18 protein-coding genes are annotated in these 17548 nt (G+C 44.0%); 8 read left to right on the plus strand and 10 right to left on the minus strand.

Going from position 1 to position 17548, the window contains the following annotated elements; genetic code table 11:
- Positions 1-17: 17 nt before the first annotated feature.
- Entirely contained in the window at positions 18-458 is a 441-nt protein-coding gene (locus J4N23_RS03335; RefSeq protein WP_207425580.1) for a PepSY-like domain-containing protein, read from the minus strand.
- Positions 459-686: 228 nt separating this feature from the next.
- Between J4N23_RS03335 and J4N23_RS03340 the strand changes: the two genes are divergently transcribed.
- The 4 genes from J4N23_RS03340 (at position 687) to J4N23_RS03355 (ending at position 3152) form a co-directional block, all read left to right on the plus strand.
- Entirely contained in the window at positions 687-1124 is a 438-nt protein-coding gene (locus tag J4N23_RS03340; RefSeq protein ID WP_207425581.1) for a DUF2147 domain-containing protein, read from the plus strand.
- Between the two features lie 88 nt (positions 1125-1212).
- Positions 1213-1746, plus strand: coding sequence for a DinB family protein (locus J4N23_RS03345; protein WP_207425582.1), 534 nt, complete (start codon positions 1213-1215; stop codon positions 1744-1746).
- Positions 1747-2219: 473 nt separating this feature from the next.
- A complete protein-coding gene (locus J4N23_RS03350) occupies positions 2220-2576 on the plus strand; it encodes a LiaI-LiaF-like domain-containing protein (protein ID WP_207425583.1) in 357 nt (118 codons plus the stop codon).
- A gap of 99 nt (positions 2577-2675) precedes the next feature.
- Complete coding sequence (locus J4N23_RS03355; RefSeq protein ID WP_207425584.1) at positions 2676-3152, plus strand: BLUF domain-containing protein; 477 nt, start codon at positions 2676-2678, stop codon at positions 3150-3152.
- A 2-nt stretch (positions 3153-3154) separates the two neighbouring features.
- Here J4N23_RS03355 and J4N23_RS03360 read toward each other — a convergent pair whose 3' ends face one another.
- The 5 genes from J4N23_RS03360 to J4N23_RS03380 all read right to left on the minus strand — a co-directional run bounded on the left by J4N23_RS03360 (position 3155) and on the right by J4N23_RS03380 (position 6797).
- Positions 3155-3634 (minus strand): cytochrome c, encoded by a 480-nt coding sequence (locus tag J4N23_RS03360; protein ID WP_207425585.1) that lies wholly within the window; start codon positions 3632-3634, stop codon positions 3155-3157.
- 11 nt (positions 3635-3645) lie between these two features.
- Complete coding sequence (ald, locus tag J4N23_RS03365; protein WP_207425586.1) at positions 3646-4758, minus strand: alanine dehydrogenase; 1113 nt, start codon at positions 4756-4758, stop codon at positions 3646-3648.
- 307 nt (positions 4759-5065) lie between these two features.
- The gene (locus J4N23_RS03370; protein WP_207425587.1) at positions 5066-5413 is read right to left on the minus strand and encodes a hypothetical protein; all 348 of its coding nucleotides are present in this window, start codon (positions 5411-5413) and stop codon (positions 5066-5068) included.
- A 436-nt stretch (positions 5414-5849) separates the two neighbouring features.
- Positions 5850-6230, minus strand: a complete 381-nt coding sequence (locus J4N23_RS03375; protein WP_207425588.1) for an SRPBCC domain-containing protein — start codon at positions 6228-6230, stop codon at positions 5850-5852.
- A 54-nt stretch (positions 6231-6284) separates the two neighbouring features.
- Positions 6285-6797: a YdeI/OmpD-associated family protein gene (locus J4N23_RS03380; RefSeq protein ID WP_207425589.1), complete on the minus strand. Its 513-nt coding sequence runs from the start codon at positions 6795-6797 to the stop codon at positions 6285-6287.
- A gap of 167 nt (positions 6798-6964) precedes the next feature.
- Here J4N23_RS03380 and J4N23_RS03385 point away from each other — a divergent pair, with 167 nt between their 5' ends.
- The 3 genes from J4N23_RS03385 to J4N23_RS03395 all read left to right on the plus strand — a co-directional run bounded on the left by J4N23_RS03385 (position 6965) and on the right by J4N23_RS03395 (position 8827).
- On the plus strand, positions 6965-7708 hold the full coding sequence (locus J4N23_RS03385) for a nucleotidyltransferase (RefSeq protein ID WP_207425590.1): 744 nt from the start codon (positions 6965-6967) through the stop codon (positions 7706-7708).
- 3 nt (positions 7709-7711) lie between these two features.
- Positions 7712-8455 carry a metallophosphoesterase gene (locus J4N23_RS03390; protein ID WP_207425591.1) on the plus strand — a complete coding sequence of 248 codons (744 nt, stop codon included), beginning with the start codon at positions 7712-7714 and terminating at the stop codon, positions 8453-8455.
- A gap of 135 nt (positions 8456-8590) precedes the next feature.
- Positions 8591-8827 carry a hypothetical protein gene (locus tag J4N23_RS03395; protein WP_207425592.1) on the plus strand — a complete coding sequence of 79 codons (237 nt, stop codon included), beginning with the start codon at positions 8591-8593 and terminating at the stop codon, positions 8825-8827.
- A gap of 30 nt (positions 8828-8857) precedes the next feature.
- On the opposite strand, the gene J4N23_RS03400 is transcribed toward J4N23_RS03395, so the two are convergent.
- The 3 genes from J4N23_RS03400 to J4N23_RS03410 form a co-directional block, all read right to left on the minus strand.
- Positions 8858-12259 (minus strand): response regulator, encoded by a 3402-nt coding sequence (locus J4N23_RS03400; protein WP_207425593.1) that lies wholly within the window; start codon positions 12257-12259, stop codon positions 8858-8860.
- 117 nt (positions 12260-12376) lie between these two features.
- Positions 12377-12676, minus strand: coding sequence for a hypothetical protein (locus tag J4N23_RS03405; RefSeq protein ID WP_207425594.1), 300 nt, complete (start codon positions 12674-12676; stop codon positions 12377-12379).
- A 184-nt stretch (positions 12677-12860) separates the two neighbouring features.
- Positions 12861-14360 carry an FAD-dependent oxidoreductase gene (locus J4N23_RS03410; protein WP_207425595.1) on the minus strand — a complete coding sequence of 500 codons (1500 nt, stop codon included), beginning with the start codon at positions 14358-14360 and terminating at the stop codon, positions 12861-12863.
- 439 nt (positions 14361-14799) lie between these two features.
- Between J4N23_RS03410 and J4N23_RS03415 the strand changes: the two genes are divergently transcribed.
- Entirely contained in the window at positions 14800-16416 is a 1617-nt protein-coding gene (locus J4N23_RS03415; RefSeq protein WP_207425596.1) for a catalase, read from the plus strand.
- A 54-nt stretch (positions 16417-16470) separates the two neighbouring features.
- Here the strand turns inward: J4N23_RS03415 and J4N23_RS03420 are convergent, their stop codons facing one another.
- Positions 16471-17532, minus strand: coding sequence for a metallophosphoesterase (locus J4N23_RS03420; RefSeq protein ID WP_207425597.1), 1062 nt, complete (start codon positions 17530-17532; stop codon positions 16471-16473).
- Positions 17533-17548 lie beyond the last annotated feature (16 nt).

Below are 17548 nucleotides of genomic sequence, written 5' to 3' on the forward strand. Positions count from 1 at the left end.
CAAAACCGCAGTCAGGGCTAGTCTACTTTACGTTCTAGAACTGTACCCTTTGCATCAAAAATAATTTCATAATCTGGCTTACCCTCTAGCTCTATCTCGTAAGTAGTAACGCCGTTTTTCACGATTTTTTCAGCTTCCTCAAAGGTATGGCTCGCATACTCTTTACTTATCAGCGAGGTAATAGTTGCAGGCAGGTCAGTTTGTTTAAGATCAACGCGATGCTCTACAAGTTTACCGTCTGCGCTGAACTCCACGTAGTTTCGGCTGTTGTTCTTTGTAAAAGTGGCGGAGTAATTTGATCCTGTACTACTCCAGGACATGTCTTCCGCAGGACTAAACTCTTTAGTGAATGCTGCCCTGACGCTTGTCGGCAGGTTATCAATTGCTATTGCATTTTGCGCTTGTGCTGACACGGCAAACCCCATTGCCATTGTCAAAACTAACCATAACTTTTTCATAGTAGATCAATTTGATTAAACATAGATGTATGCTTCTAACAACCTCGGCAAATGAGGGTTTAGATTTTTTGATTTATTCAAGGAAATTGAGTTTACCCAATAAAAGAGGCACTGGAACAACTAATCAGCTCATACGCAGCTTTTTTGAAAACAAAAATCAGATGGCAGAGTATTTGATAAGCTATACTAAGAACCGAACATCTTAGTTTAAGAACAAACAGCTATTTTATGAGAACATTTTTTTTAGCAACAGTTCTGTTGTTATTTACCGCCCTTGGCGTGGCTGCTCAAAGCGCAGACGCCGTACTTGGTAAATGGCAAAGTGGGCATGGCAGCGGACGGATACAGATCTATAAAAAAGGTGACAAATATTTTGGGAAGCTAATCTGGCTCAAAGAACCGCGTGACGAGAACGGGCGGCCAAAGGTAGATATAAATAATCCCAATGAAAAACTTAGAGGTCAACCGATCGTGGGACTCGAGGTTCTAAGGAACTTCCAATACCGCGGAAACGGAGTATGGTCTGGAGGAAGTGTTTACGACCCCAAATCAGGCAACACCTACAATTGTCAAATGGCTTTAGATGGACCCGACAAACTAGATATCCGAGCTTTTTTCGGGATCACCCTGCTGGGGAAAACTGAAACCTGGACCCGAGTTCAATAATTACAAAAAATCTTAAAAACTTAAACGTTGCTGACATAGGGCTGTCATAGATGCGTTGTTCCTTTGCTTAAACAAATCACAACAAACGATGGCAAGAATTCAATTATTACTGAAAGAGTTAGAGCAGGAAGCTCTGACCACGAGAAAAATGCTGGGCAGATTACCGGAAGACAAGTACAATTGGCAACCTCATCCTAAGAGCATGAAACTCATTCAACTCGCTACACACGTAGCGGAGTTGCCTTCATGGGTGGGCATGGTACTTAATACTACTGAACTTGATTTTGCTACAAGTCCTTACACTCCGGTTCCAATAGCTAATAATCAGGAATTGCTTTCTTACTTCGAGAAGTCATTGTCAGAAGGCATAGAGGAACTTAAAAAAGCCTCCGAAGCCCCACTCGACGATGAATGGATCCTCAGAGAAGGTGACGTAGTTTACAGCAAAACGAGCAAATACGATATGATCAGGATGACGCTTTCACAAATCATCCACCATAGAGCCCAACTGGGCGTCTACCTGAGATTGCTGAACGTACCTATTCCGGGAAGTTATGGTCCGAGTGCCGATGATGAATCAGAGTTTCAGCCGGAGAGTTCGAGCCAAACAGCAGAAGCTTAATCAAAGAAAAATTGACTCACCCTAAATGGTGAGTCCTTTTTCTTCTTGCGACTTGTTAACTATCTACTCCAATTACCCCGCTAGTAATTTAAAGACCAGACCCAGAATTAACAAGATGGCTAATGCTTCGAGCAGAATTATAAATTTGGTGAGGCCAGTAACAATAGTATCTGTTTTCATAGTATTAGAGATTTATAAGTGGCAGAAGGAGTATAGCGTTTATAAAGTACTATAAATCAATAAATAGCAGTTAGCAGTATTTTGTTTTTCTACTTATCTTTATAAACAAACCTAACCAGCCGTGCATTCAAAGGAATCATCAAGTCTGAGACAAAAGACTCCGAACCGGTTCGGAAGCTTCATTTTCAACTTTACCGATTTATCCGAGATACTCACCGAACTTTTCTGAATGTCTACCTAATTCCTGTATATGCGCCTCTAGTCTCTCACTAACTTTGGAAAAAAAGTTAATTATGACACCAGAAAACACCAGTGAACTGAGCGAAAAAAAATTAACAGGATTATTGTTAATTACGGCAGGATCACTCCTGCTCATGCAGAACGCAGGCATCTACATACCCAACTGGATTCTAAGTTGGCCAATGCTAATTACTTTATTGGGGGTAGTAAGCGGAATAAGGCATAGGTTCAGTAGATTGAATTCTTATCTGTTTATTTCTGTGGGATTAGCATTGCTAACGGATCGAATTTCCAACTCAGTAGAGTTTCATCAAGTTGTGGTTCCATTGATCTTCACCGCCATTGGTTTTTACCTTATTATTAAACGGAATCAAGGCTGCAACAAATTAGGTCAAGAACCGCAATATTAAGTTTTGCAATACTTAAAACTAAATGATTATAAGCAAGTTATTCCAACATAATAAACCCTATTATAATTAAACATCAGTCACAATTTAATATACTTCAACATGTTTTTCTACCTTGTTTACTTCAGCAAGTCCGTCAAGCTTTTTGATGAACAAGAGATTTTGATTTTGCTAGAGCAATCTCGCAAAAATAATCGGCTATACAGCATAACTGGAATGTTGCTATACGTTCAGGGGGTATTTGTGAACGAGAAAGAAGGTCGGTTTATTCAGGTGTTGGAAGGCATGGAAGAAGATGTAAGATATATCTATGAGAAAATTGAACATGACGACCGCCATCGCAATCTCATTGTTCTGGAAGAAAATTTTTTAGAGAAAAGAAACTTTGAGACCTGGACGATGGGGTTCAAAAGTTTGGAGCTGGAGGACCTAAACGGTGTGCCCCAACTGTTTAAATTAGATGATAGTTTTCTGGAGTTCAAACCTGACGAGTCCAAAAACAAGCCCCTGGAACTGCTCAAGGGCTTTTATAGCTTACATATTGACTACAGGGATCCTGACGACCCTTCTTCCTCCTAATTCTATCGCTGCGAATCATTTTGACGAAGATACTCAAGCAACTGCCGAACTTCTTCGTCTGTCAGGTTCTGGTCAGGCATCGGAACAGCATATTCAGCCAATAACTTTTTAGCTATAGGGTCCTTTTCCCCCATCTCCTGCGAATTCACCATCATATTCATAATCCATACCGGATCCCTCCTCTCTGTAACACCAGCTAAGCCAGGCCCAATAAGTCGCTCGGTTTTAACGGTATGACAAACCACACATCTGGAAGTAAATAAAGCTTTCCCCTTTTCTGCCATCTCAGGCTGGATTTCACCAAGTTCCACAGTAGTAAAACGGCCTATTCCCTTGCCGGAATCCTCTATTGAAGCACTTGCATTGCTTGATGTCTGGTCACGCTCATTCTGATTTTGATTCTGACAAGAAAGCATCGTTATTACTAAGCCATTTAGGAAAAACAGAGGAATAAAAAGTTTTTTCATTGCAATTAAATCCATAGAAACAGCTATTAAAGAAGTTCAGCTATATCGGCGTAGGCAAACCCATTTGCTTCCGCTACCGCCCGATAAGTTACATAGCCCTCGAGGGTGTTTATCCCCTTATACAAAGCTCCATTCTCTGAGCAGGCCCTACGATACCCTTTATTTGCAATTTGGAGGGCATAGGGTACTGTGACATTAGTAAGTGCGATCGTAGAAGTACGGGGAACGGCTCCGGGCATATTTGCAACAGCGTAATGCACAACTCCATGCTTTACATAAGTGGGCTTATCATGGGTGGTAATCCTATCAGTTGTTTCAAAAATCCCTCCCTGGTCAATAGCTACATCCACTAACACAGAACCTGGTTCCATTGTCCTCACCATTTCTTCGGTAACCAGCTTAGGCGCCCTGGCTCCCGGAATAAGTACTGCACCGATAATAAGATCAGATTCCCGGACCGCTTCAGCAATATTAAGTGGATTAGACATCAGGGTTGATATTTGATAACTGAAGATATCATCCAGTTGTCGTAATCTATCGGGGTTTGAATCTATAATTGTCACTTCCGCCCCCAGTCCTACGGCTATCCTAGCCGCATTGGTACCGGCAACTCCTCCGCCAATTATGGTCACCTTCGCTCTTTTTACACCAGGTACCCCGGCCAGCAGAACGCCTTTTCCTCCTTCAGGCTTTTCCAAAAAGTGTGCTCCGATCTGGGCGGCCATTCGTCCTGCAACCTCGCTCATCGGAGTAAGCAACGGCAAGGAACCATTTGGAAGCTGCACCGTTTCATATGCAATGCCTACTACCCGTTTATTGATCAGGGCTTTCGTTAGTTCAGGCTCAGGAGCAAGGTGCAGATAGGTAAAAAGAATCAGGCCGGGTCGAAAATATTTATATTCGACGGGCAAAGGCTCTTTCACTTTCATCACCATGTCCATTTCCCACACTTCATCTGCAGCTTCCAAAATTACTGCGCCCGCCAGGGTAAAGGATTCATCAGAAAATCCCGATCCTAAGCCCGCCCCCTCCTGAACAAAAACCTGATGGCCATTTTTTATAAATTGCAACACGCCGGCCGGTGTTATCGCAACTCTGTTTTCGTTGTTCTTGATTTCCGAGGGGACGCCGATTCGCATACTTTAAGTGATGTGTGTTGATATTACAAGTTCAGATAGCTAATGTTTTTCTTTAAACATTTGCAAAACTATTTTTCTACCTCCGCCTAATTATAGACAGTCCGGACGGACGTTTTTAAGCAGAAACTCCAAGACCCAGAAAGTCGGCAGTTACGAGTGCGACTCAGTAGGGGAACGATCAAAATTAGAAAAAGAAATATATGTTCCAACCCTTTATCTAACTTTCTGCACGCTAACGCAATGCCTGTAAACAACAACAGGCGGGACTAATTCCCGCCTGTTGTTGTTTAACTACAAGTTGATGGACCTATCGCCCAATTTCAAGGCCGATCGCCTTAGCAATCATAGCCATTTTGCTAAGCCAGGTTTTCAATAACTGTTCTTTTCCTTTGGGATACTTCACGGTAAACAAGTACTCACTTTTATCTTGTGTAGAAGAAGTATTCAAAAAATCGAAAGGAAGTGTATTATCCAAATACTTACCAAAATTATGTTCTAGTGCAACAGAAGCAGCCTTGATATCGCTCGATTTCCAATCTTCTTGCTCGTACAGCTCGAGAACTTCTCGTTCAGTGCGGCCAAATAATGCAGAAAACTCGTTAGCTGATAAACCCTGAGCGTGTGCTACTCCTTTTACAATCTTTCCAAAATGCATGTTCTTATAAACTAATTCTCACCTAAACATTCACCTCACCACCTATCCTAACAATTTTGAGAGCGGCAATACTACTTCTACGTATTTATTAATACGATGTTACGTCGATGAGGATTTTGTTAATCCATAAATGGTAGCAAGAATGTCATTAAATCATGTTAATTTTTTTACACTCGACTTCCTGAGTTAGTGCGAGTTCTATTTGGTTTAAATATTTTCAAACAGCGGTTAGGATAAACCATCGAATGAGCGGTGCAGCAACAAAACGAGTTTTCATTTTACTGTTTTTGTTTTCGATACTGCAAAGTACCGGACTGTTCCTTATTGGTCTTGCCAACTCTAGACGGGACGACGGGACTTGATAGAAATGCTTACTGAAAACGAAAAAAGGCGGGGATACCCGCCTTTTTATAAACATCTCTTTTGGTTACTCGATTTATTCCCCGTAAAACTCCTCCAATGAGCCAAAGTAAGTATCATTCCAACCTTCTACAATGTCGTCATAATCCTGGTCCGGAATGTTTGTATGCCTTAGTTCTACCGAGGTTCCGTCCTTATGTGGGTGAAGCTTGATAGTTACAACCGAAGGTTCAGACTGATCGCCAAAATACCACTCCTGCACGATCTTTTTACCTTCTTCAAATTCCAAATTCCTGCCGACAATGCTTCCATCCCATAAAGAGAATTCTGAACCGGGGACAGTTGACATTTCCGCCTCCTCCCCTGTCCATAATTGCAAAGTGGCGGGATTAGTGAGAGCAAGGTAAACTTCCTCCGGACTAGCAGGAAGCATGTAATATTTCTTAAAGTCTTTCATCTATCAAAATCTTAACAAGGATACTACATTCTACTGAAAAAGCTGTTTTATATTCTAAGTTCTGCTTCCGCGCAACGACCGGATCATTTGCCCATAGTCTTGCTTCTGCACCATCGCATTCACTGTATTGACGATTCGCCTTACTCTCGTCTCGTAAGTTTTTGCACTATCAATCCACTTGATGAAGTAGTCACGATGAGATTTCCTGAGACTATTAAAATAGGCAAGCGCCTCCGCATCTTCCTCCAGGCACTCCGTCAGCTCATCAGGTACTTTGATCTCAAAATCGGTATCAACTTCCATCCGAACTTGCAGGATAGCCCCTTCTTCTTTCTTTATTCCTCGTCTGATCCGGGCATTTAAAGGAAGGATAAAACCTCCACCTCCCGTTGGCAACAGAGCGAGTCCAGAAAACTCAAACGAATCTAGCTTACCTTTCACCCGATAGGTCTTTTTAACCCCCGGGTTTAATGACTCTGCCACATCCGCAGGAACTTCAATATAGCTCCAGCCGGTTTTGTCGCCATGTTCAGCGAACTTCTGAATGATAGTGGAAAAATCGACCATAGTTGAAGTAATAGAAGCTTGCAGTACCCCTTCTGAAATCTCTCAACAAGAGGACAAATACGCCTCCAAATTTAGGAAGCAGATCAAGATTTACCGCAGGAACCAAACAGAAATATTGATCTGCGAGTTATAAGAAGACCTGTTTTATAACCAGGAGACAAAACTATATGATAGAAACTGAAGAACAAAAAAGAGAAGCTGCAGCATTTTACAAAGAAGCTCTTGAATTGCTGCATGAAAGTGGATCAAGTTTTATGCTGGGTGGAGGATTTGCATTATATAAATATACTGGGTTGTATCGGGACACTAAGGATCTGGACATATTCTGTAAACCTAGCGAGTATCCGAAAATAATGAAGCATTTTGCTGAAAGGGGTTATAAAACAGAACTGACAGATGCAAGATGGCTGGCCAAAGTTTTCAAAGGAGAATACTTTATTGATATCATTTTTGATACGGTCAATAACATTTGCCGGGTGGACGATAGCTGGTACGAGCATGCTACAGAGGGCGAATTTGCCGGAGAAAAAGTTAAATTTTTACCTGCCGAAGAACTACTATGGTGCAAAATCTACGTACAAAACCGCGAACGCTTTGATGGAGCAGATGTAAATCACCTTATCCTGCGATACGGAAAACAGCTGGACTGGAAACGAATTTTGTTCAGATTGGATCAACACTGGCACCTGCTGCTATCGCAAATTTTGATCTTCCAATTTGTTTACCCGTCGGAATATCACGAGATAATCCCTCAATGGCTTTTTGATGAATTGATGGACCGGGCGAAAGATCAATACGCCATTCCGCCTGCAGTTGAAAAGGTTTGTAGAGGACCGGTAATTGATCAAACCCAGTACGAAGTAGATATCAAAGAGTGGAACTATAAGGTAAGTACAATAAAAACCACCTAAGGTATGACCGACGAAACGAACAGAAAAACCAGAATAGCGGCCGTAGGCGATATCCACGTTAGAGATACTGACAAAGGAAAATGGACTGAATATTTTAAGAAAATCTCGGCTGAGGCAGACGTGCTGGTTATTGCGGGGGATTTAACAGACACGGGAGACGAGGTGGAAGCGCAGGTGCTTGCAGACGAGTTAAAGGCCTGTACTATCCCGGTAATAACCGTGCTGGGAAATCATGATTTTGAGAAAGGCCGGCACAAGCTGATCCGTCAGATCATCCAGAACGACCACGTTCATGTACTTGACGGAGAGGCGGTTGTTGTGGCTGGCGTTGGCTTTGCAGGAGTAAAAGGATTTGGTGGAGGCTTTGACGCACAAATGCTTTCCATGTTCGGCGAAGGTGCGATGAAAGCTTTCGTTCAAGAGGCGGTAGATGAAGCGCTGCATCTTGACCGGGCTTTAGCCCGACTGGACCAGGACTACGAGGACATAAAAAAAGTAGCCGTACTTCATTACTCTCCTATCAAAGCCACGGTGGTGGGAGAGCCGGAAGCTATCTTTCCTTTCCTTGGTTCATCTCGCCTGGCCGAACCGTTAAGCCGCAGAAATGTGGTGGCCGCATTCCATGGACATGCCCACATTGGAACTTTGGAGGGATCAACTACCAATGGAGTAAAAGTTTTCAATGTTGCAAAGCCGATCCTTACTCGAGCAGGGTATCAGGATGGGTTCTTTTTGTTTGAGATTTGATCAGTCGTAGTGTATCATAAAGGGAGAAGATTTTCGCAATGGAAGACTTCTCTCTTCCTCGTTAATCAAGTAAATTATTCATTTCTAAAACCTAAAATTCCTTAGCTTGTAATATCTTCGAATAGGCGCTTTCTCATGACTACCGACCATTTCGTAAAATTCGTCCATCCCCTTGACGGAACTGGAGTATATAACCAGTTCTTCGAGTACATGAGAGATAAGGCAAATAGCTTTGGCTGTTCGAGCTACAGAGAACAAGAGGAGGAAAATGAAGCGCTCATAAGCGTCACTTTTTACTTCCAGAACGAAGCAAAAAAAGAGCATTTTAAGGACGCACTTTTAAGTAGCGACAAGCAGTATTTAGAGGAATAAAAAAGGCTGCCAGAGGCAGCCCTACAAATACTAATTCAGGAACGACTGCATCATCCCCAGCAATTGATCTGTTTGGATGGGTTTTGAAATATAGTCACTAGCCCCCGCATCCATACACTTTTCTTTATCATCCTTCATCGCTTTTGCCGTTACGGCGATAATAGGCAGCTCCCTAAACCGCTCGTTCTTTCTGATCTCCTGCATGGCTTCGTAACCATTCATCTCAGGCATCATGATGTCCATTAACACAAGATCAAAGTCGGGCTTATCGGCCAGCTTCGACAGGGCTTCACGGCCGTTATAAGCAACATCAAAATTGATGTTGTACTCCTGAAGAGCACTGGTTAAGGCAAAAATGTTCCGCATGTCGTCGTCTACTATTAAAATTGACTTCTGACTAAGTCCAAAACCATCATTAATCTCGGAAGCAGGACTTGACACTTCCGGCTTCGTGGTGACAGAAATCTTCCCTGATTTAACCTTATCGATGAACAAATTCACCTCCTGCAGCAACCTGTTATTTGACTTGTTTGTCTTAAACACCATGGAGTTGGTATGCTTCATGATCCTGGCCATTCTTGACTGGTCCAGTTCCATAGCAGTATTGACAACAACCGGGGTTTGGGCGAATTCCTCTATCAACTTTATCTGATCCAGCAAATCAAAGCCCGAGATATCCGGAAGATTTAGATCAAGTATGATGCAATCGAAATTCCGGCCCTGACTCAGTATATCTAAGGCTTCCTCCCCTGTAAAAGCCTGCTCCACATCTACATTCCCTTCCAAAAACTGGCCTCGCAAATCGTTGCTTTGAATCTCATGATCCTCTATCACCAGCACTCTTTTTGCAGGGCTATCACCAGCGGTTAAGAAACTAAGGGCTTCCTCTATCCTGTCAATTTCTCCCGATTTGTTCAAAAAGCCTTTCGCACCCGCCTCTACTGCCTTAACAGAACTTCCCGGCGCTGCCGACATAAGGTGAACCGGAATTGCGTTGGTAGCAGGATGTGCCTTGAGTTCTTTCAACACCTCCCAGCCATCCTTTCCGGGAAGCATAATGTCCAATAGAATTGCATCGGGGATTTCGGTAAGCGCCATATCCATTCCCTTAGCTCCGTCGGGGGCATGCAAGGCAAGCATCCCTCTTTCCAGTAACAAATTTTCCAGCACGGCAGCAAAATGCACATCATCTTCAATAACGAGTACCGTCCGCTTTTTCTCTACCTGAGGAGCAGCCTCGTTTGGGCTGACAGACGGAGCGGAAGACTCAGTCTGCGGTAAAAAGAGGGTAAATTCACTTCCTTCACCGGGCTTACTTTGCAGTTGCAACTTACCGCCCAATAAGGCCGTTAATTCCCTGCAAATCGAAAGGCCGAGCCCTGTCCCTCCAAATGTCCGGCTGGTTGAGCCATCAGCCTGCTTAAAGGCCTCGAAGATCAGCTCCTGTTTATCATCCGGAATTCCAATTCCTGTATCCTTTACGGAGATGGCAACTCCTTTCTCCAACTCTATGGAGCCCGCAGATGAAAAGCGATTCATCACAGGCCTAACATTTACGCTTACCTTTCCCCCCTTAGGTGTGAATTTAAACGCGTTAGACAACAGGTTTTTCAAGATCTGCTCCACGCGTGACTTGTCCGTCACAAGACTTGATGGTGTTTCTTCGGCTATTTGATAGGAAAACTCTATTTCTTTGCTCTTGGCGAGCTGCGAAAACAAGGCTTCGAGATGATGTTTCACATCCCGCATCGATACCTCCTCGAGGGATAGGTCAATCTGACCAGCCTCCACTTTCGAAAGATCCAAAATATCGTTAATAAGATTTAGTAAATCCGATCCCGCAGTATGAATGACCGAGGCATATTTTACTTCGTCTGTGCCCAGTCGCCCATGTTTATTGTCCGATAAGATCTTAGCCAAAATGAGGATGCTGTTCAGCGGAGTGCGCAGTTCGTGACTCATGTTCGCCAGGAATTCTGATTTATATTTGCTGGCGAGTTCCAGCTCTTCCGCCTTGCGCGCAATTGCTAGCCGCGCTTCATTTATCGCCTGATTTTTCTCCACCAGCAGCGTGGCTTGCTCCTTCAAATCACTGTTCATCTGGTAGAGCTCTTCCTGCTGAACCCGCAGCTCCTCCTCTGATGCCTGCAATTGATCGGTTCTCTTACTCAACTCCTCGTTAGTGAGGCGAAGCTCTTCATGCCTGCTTTCCAACTCCAGCGCCTGTTCTCGCGCATGATCAAATAGCCTTTGCATTTTTACCCGTGCTTGAGAAGTATGCACCGCAATCCCGATGCTGTCGCTAACCCTACTAATAAATTGTTGCTGCACCTCTTTCACCGGACTAGCGAAACAAAGCTCAATTACCCCTTTAAGATTTCCCGCAAAGGAGAACGGTTGGATGACAATGGAAGAAGGCAGAATATCAGAACTACCGGAGCTTATCAGTATATGACCAGCCGGAATATCAGAAACTACTATTCCTTTCTGATCAGCTGCTGCCTGCCCCACTAACCCGTCAAGCAGTTGAATCTCCTTCTTGTAAAGAATGTGTGAAGCATAACTAGCTGCCAACACCAGGCGTTCATTTTCTTCCTCATAAATATAACAGGCTCCAGAATGAGCAGTAGTAAAACTGCAGATTTTACGGATCACTGTTGCAGTTAATTCCTCCAGCGAATGATCTCCCCGCATTACGTCATCTAATTCCGAGTTTCCTCTTAACATCCAATTCTGAGATTCATTTTCCTGAGACACTTTCTCAAGCTGCTCGTTGGTGCTAAGCAGCCGTTCCTCTATCTGTTTCTGCTTTTTAAAGCTTTTCCTGATGTAACGGAAAAGCAGAAAAACCAATAATAAAATGAGTCCGCTTCCTACATAGAAAATGAAAATAGTCTTCTCGGCATTCTCCTCGCTGCTTCTACGTCTTTCTGCCAGGAGGTGACTCTCCTTAACCTTGATTGAGTCAATAACGTTTTGAACCCGTTTCAAGGTAACGTCTTCCTGGAGTTCTACTTGCGCTGCTGAAATTCCATCGCTGTTGGCTGTCCACAATACTTTACTCAATGCAAATAGCTTCTGAGAGACATTCGCACTTAGGGTGTCCGCTAGATTCAACTGGCCCGGCTCATTTTGAACGAGGAAGGTGAGGCGGTCCAGGGAAGGGTTGATTTTACTTAGAGATTCGTTGTAGTTATCCAGGTAGGACGATTTACCCGTAGCCAGGTATCCCCTGACACTGCTTTCTGCCTCCGTCACATTGATTAAAACCTGGTTGGTAAACTTAATTACCTCCTGGGTTTTGTCAACGGAGCTGTTTCCGTTCTGTAATTCAGTAATTCGCTGATAGGCGGCAAAAACGCCAGAAAACACGATTAACAGGGTAAGCACGAAGCCGGCAAGTACCTGCTGCTGAAATGAAAATTTTGACACGTAATTAAATTTTAACTCATCACCTTGAGCAGGTGTATTTCAGCAGCGAAAGTACTTCGGAGAGGTTATCTCAATGTTAAGATAGATTTAATATTAACAAGAGATATCGAGCCGCCCTCAGGCGTACTTCAACTCATTTTTCTCGATCAGTTGAAGGCATTGCTGTTTCAAATCTTCTGACGGCTGCCCATAATCAAGAATGAGAGTAGCAGCCCAAAGCTGCGACAAATACGGTCCCTCCTCCAGGTATTCAGCAAATTCATTCAACAAACCAGCATCAAAAAAAGACCTGGCCAGCTGCACGATCGCTTTGTAACCATCTGTTTCCCTTGAGGTTTCACAGTTTGGATAAATACCGAAGCAGAAATTTTCTTTACAAAGAAAAAGGAAGGATGAATTCTTAAAAGTGTGTTCCATTATTCACAAATCAACGGACCAAAATTATCGCAAGAAATGTTATCTGAATGTTAAGTTTAAATAAATCCAGTATAAGGCTAAGATGGGAGGCAAGTTAGGATAGCGCTTCCAGAGGTTTAGGAGGGATAGGAAAAGTAACCGAGGGAGAGCCGAGCACTTTACGCCTCTTCCCCGGCTTTTTATATTATTTACTTAAATCAACTCGGTGTAGCGGATTTATGGCCGGCCCCTCCAACACTTCTCCATTTTTGTCGAAGCGGCTACCGTGGCATGGGCAATCCCAGGATTGTTCTGCCGTGTTCCAATGTACCAGACAGCCCATATGTGGACAAACGGCGGAAACGACATGCAGTTGATTGTTCCCATCGCGGTGAACGGCACATTTGGAGCCTTCAATTTCCATCACCTTGCCCTCATAGGTCTTTACATCCTGCAAACTTTCCTCGTTTGTAGTGAGATAGTCCTTCACTAATTCGAAGGCCACGTTTGCATTCTCTTTGATAAACTTTGGAGCAGAAGCAAGAGGTGTAATCCGTGACGCTTCGTAGGTCTTACTCCATTTGTTTGGGATACCAAGTATGTGATCGCTGATAATCATCGCAGCCAGGGTACCGTATGTAAGCCCGTCGGCTGAGAAACCCGTAGCAATGTAAGTTTTAGAATCTCCGGTACTGATGCCGATGTAGGGGATTACATCGGAAGGTTTATATTGCTGCGCTGACCATTTATAAACAATGGAAGCAACGTCAAATCGCTTTCTTAAGAAGGCTTCCAATCGTTCAAAACACTCCAGGTTCTCTTCCTTTTGTCCCACTTTATGCATTTCGCCCAACACCATGACGATACGGCCTTCCGGCGAATCGTAAGTTCTGAGAGAATAATGCTCTGACGTTTGCATCTCCCAGTAGATCCCCGCCTCCGGATACTTCCCGTTAAGGATTGCTCCGACAGCGTACTCCCGGTAAGGCCCCATGTTGGCGTGTACGGCGTACAAGCCCTTTGGAGTATGTGTGGCCATGATCACATGGGTGGCTGAGACTGTCCCGCCGGTTGTCTGGACGCGGCAGACCGGTCCCTCTTCAACTTCCGTTACACGTGTATTTTCATAAATACGGCAATTCGCCTGGTCAATTTTGGATGCCAGGGAAACGGTATATTTCAGAGGGTTAAACTGAGCTTGATTCGGAACAGTAAATCCGTCGTTAACGGAGATATGGTAGGGAACATTTGATAACACCGTCAGGCCTGCCTTTTCAGCGGCTTCCCTTTCGTCTTCTATGTAAGATTCATTCTGGCCTTCTACGTTGAACAAGGACCAGGGCACGCGCTTAAAGTCGCAATCGATTTGGTTCGTTTGTACCAATTCTTCAATAAGATTTACCGCAGCAGCTCTCGATTCCACTACTTCCCTGAGCTTTTCCTCGCTGAACTTGGACGCAATGGAATGCATGCCGTCCCCTCCTATTGTTGCATAAAGATTTCCGGTGGAGTAGCCGGTAGAGCCCTCCGCTATCTTCCGCGCTTCCAACACTACTACAGATTTACCTGCCTTTGCCAGAAGATAGGCTGCTGTGATACCTGTGATTCCTCCGCCGATGACAGCAACGTCTGCCTGCACATCGCCCGTTAACTGAGGATAGGAAGTTGGATCAACTTCGTGTCGCCAAACTGAAAGATTGCCCATAGTTTTAAAGCTTTAAGTGTAAAATGAAAGAGCAGGTTAAAAGTTTTTAATTTCATCAATTTCCCATAACCGCAGACGTCGAATGCCCCCAGCGCAAGTCAGAAGAATATGATCACTTCCCGTAGGCCGCACCCTTATATAGAAACACTCTATCCTTAATAGTTTTTTTCTATCTAAGATTTGGATAATTAAGAAAACTTCAGGGTTTAAGGCTTGTTGATTGATTAGCTACCAAGCCGCTAACTGAGGTCTATGAAATACAAAACGCTCCTATCTAAAAAATCTCCCATTTCCGGGTGGTTCAAAAATGCAGCTGTAATTAGTATTCTATTTTTCCTGGTAAAGGGACTTGCCTGGCTTTTTGTTGGCTATTTCATCTTAAAGTAGTTCATGCTGTAGAAAAAACATCCATCTGTTCAATCATCAAACTCCAAAAATTATGAATCAGGAAAATTCAAATCAAAACCAGACTAACAGCAACGGTTCCAGCACTGTACACGCTGCTTCAAACATTCTTACCACCAGACAGGGGCACCCTGTTACTGACAATCAAAATGTTCGAACTGTGGGAAATCGCGGACCAGTCACGATGGAGAACTACCATTTCCTGGAGAAGATGACTCATTTCGACCGCGAAAGAGTTCCCGAACGAGTAGTACATGCCCGCGGAGCCGGAGCTCACGGCTATTTCGAAGCATACGGAACTGTTGGAGATGAACCTGTTTCTAAATATACCCGTGCTAAATTATTTCAGGAAAAGGGCAAAAGAACGCCTGTATTTGTTCGCTTTTCCACGGTAACTCACGGTATGCATTCCCCGGAAACGCTCAGAGACCCGCGTGGATTCGCAGTTAAATTTTATACCGAAGATGGTAACTGGGATTTGGTAGGAAATAACTTAAAAATCTTCTTCATTCGTGATGCGATGAAGTTCCCTGACCTGATCCACGCGTTTAAGCCTGACCCTGTAACCAACATTCAGGATGGCCGCAGAATATTTGATTTCATCAGCAGTACTCCCGAGGCAATGCATATGATCACCTTCCTGTTTTCTCCCTGGGGAATTCCGGCGAACTACCGCCAAATGCAGGGCTCGGGCGTGAACACCTATAAATGGGTGAACCAGGAGGGCCAGGCAGTACTGATAAAATACCATTGGGAGCCATTGCAGGGAATCAAGAATCTTACCCAGGCAGAGGCTGAGTCTATCCAGGCAAAGAACTTTAACCACGCTACACAGGATTTGTACGAAGCCATTGAGCGCGGAGAATATCCAGAGTGGGAACTTTGTATTCAGATGATGAGCGACGACGATCATCCAGAGCTTGACTTTGATCCGCTGGACGATACCAAAATATGGCCGCAGGATCAATTCCCATGGTTGCCGGTTGGAAAGATGGTGCTCGACAGAAATCCGGAAGATTATTTCAACGAGGTAGAACAATCAGCCTTTGGTACCGGCGTTTTAGTTGACGGCCTGGACTTCTCGGACGATAAGATGTTGCAGGGAAGAACTTTCGCCTATTCTGATACCCAACGCTACCGGGTGGGCACCAATTACCTCCAACTACCTATTAACGCAGCTAAAACGCATGTTGCAAATAATTATCATGGAGGCCAGATGTCATACAGAAGAGAAATTGGGGCAGGTCAAAATCCTCATATCAACTACGAACCTTCAACTACAGGAGGCTTACAGGAGGCGCCTAAGTCAGGCACAGAATACACTCCTCATTATAACGCAAAACTTGTTCGCCAAAAGATTGACCGAACCAACGATTTTAAGCAGGCGGGTGAACGTTACCGGAGCTTTGAAGACTGGGAACGGGAAGAGTTGATCAACAACCTTGTTCAAACTTTGAAGCCATGCGACAAACGGATTCAGGATAAGATGGTTGAAATGCTAACGCAATGCGATGAAGACTACGGGAGAAGAGTTGCCGAAGGTTTGGAAATGGCGCCGGACTCTATCCAGGCAGGACCGATAGGTACCACACAATCTCAGGAAGCGGTTAAGCAAGCGGAAGAGAAATCGCACGAAGCGAAACCCTATTAAAAACAGATAGAGCCTCTTACACAGAGGCTCTATTTCTTGTAAAGAGTCCGGGAACTAAATAATCTGTTTCTCATACAACAGTTTCCCCTTTAAAAGACGCCTGCTGGTATCCATCGCCCAGGCAGATAAAAAAACAGAACCGTCATTTTCAAAACGCAACTTCACAAAACCCTTTGCCTTTTCCCCAAACTGAAGGTATTTACCATCGCGAACTACATATTTTACTTTTGAACCTGAACCGCTTACTATAAAATGGTTCCGATCCTTAAAGATATATTGCAAATTGTGTTCGTGGCCGGCAGCATAAATCAGATTGGGATAGCCCGACAGTATTTCCTTCAGCTTCTTACGCAGCCGCCGGTAGCGTGGATGCGCCATATCCTCACGTGCTCCTAAAAACTTTCTGTATAACGGTAATAGAGAACCTAGGCCGGGTAAAGGCAGGTAAGCATAGGGGTCGTAGATGGTGAGGGGAAAAATGTGATGCTTCAGTTTAAACCTGCCACCATGAATAGCATAGCTATACACGGGGTGGTGCCCGGCTACCAATAAATGCTTGTGCTTGTTTTTATCAAGGATAGCGATCAGCCTTTCAAAGAATTCCTCTTCCGTTGATACTGAGCATCTATATTGCTTACCGATAGGCCTCAATCCAGTCTGCAGCCACCACTGGGTATCAATAGCAACGATAGTAAGATGAGGATTTATGTCCACCTCCACGGGCCCCGGACAACCATTGGATGGTAGGAATACATTTTTCCCCTCAAACAATTGCTGGATGTATTTCTCCTGTCTTAATATATACTCATAACCGTCTTTCCTCCCCTTATTCCAGTCGTGATTGCCTGCTATAAAAACCACCTGTCCCTCGTAATCCTTAAGCGCCTCGTAATGTCTTTTGAGCGTATTTTCTGCATTCTTTCTTAAAATATTCCCTTTTGCAGGCATTCCACGTGGATAAATATTATCTCCCAAAAAGATAACCGCAGATTCTTGACTGGGTTGCAGGTGAGCCTTTAATGTTTCAAGTACCGGATCCGGACGGGTGGGTGAAATGTCTCCGGTGTCGCCAATTAGAAATAGTTCGAAAGGTTCTTGCAAAGGTTGATTAAGCATATCTAGCTTAAACAGC

This window comes from Pedobacter sp. SYSU D00535, assembly GCF_017355855.1.
Taxonomy (GTDB): Bacteria; Bacteroidota; Bacteroidia; order Sphingobacteriales; family Sphingobacteriaceae; genus Desertivirga.